This window comes from Pseudoalteromonas sp. SIMBA_162 (genome assembly GCF_046535955.1).
GTDB lineage: Bacteria > Pseudomonadota > Gammaproteobacteria > Enterobacterales > Alteromonadaceae > Pseudoalteromonas > Pseudoalteromonas marina.
Genome location: NZ_JAWJBQ010001356.1, coordinates 1 through 230 on the forward strand (window position 1 = coordinate 1; position 230 = coordinate 230).

The window sequence follows — 230 nt, forward strand, 5'->3', positions numbered from 1 at the left end:
AACAGATCTCCTTTTAATCACCCTGCAGTTGCATTTAAAAAGTGTGAAATAATGCGCGTCGGCGGTTATGGAAATGAGTACTTATATGAAGATTATGCCCTTTGGTTGAAATCTTTAGCTAATGGATGTAATGGTGATAATATTCAACAAGTTTTAGTTGATATGAGATTTTCAAAGGAAACAGCAAAAAGACGAGGTGGAATAAAATATGCCATTTCAGAAATTAAAGC

The 230-nt window shown here is 33.9% G+C and carries 1 pseudogene; it reads left to right on the forward strand.

What is annotated here, in order from left to right:
• Nucleotides 1-230: pseudogene (gene wbbD, locus R0J88_RS24050) on the forward strand (UDP-Gal:alpha-D-GlcNAc-diphosphoundecaprenol beta-1,3-galactosyltransferase); the annotation flags it as partial.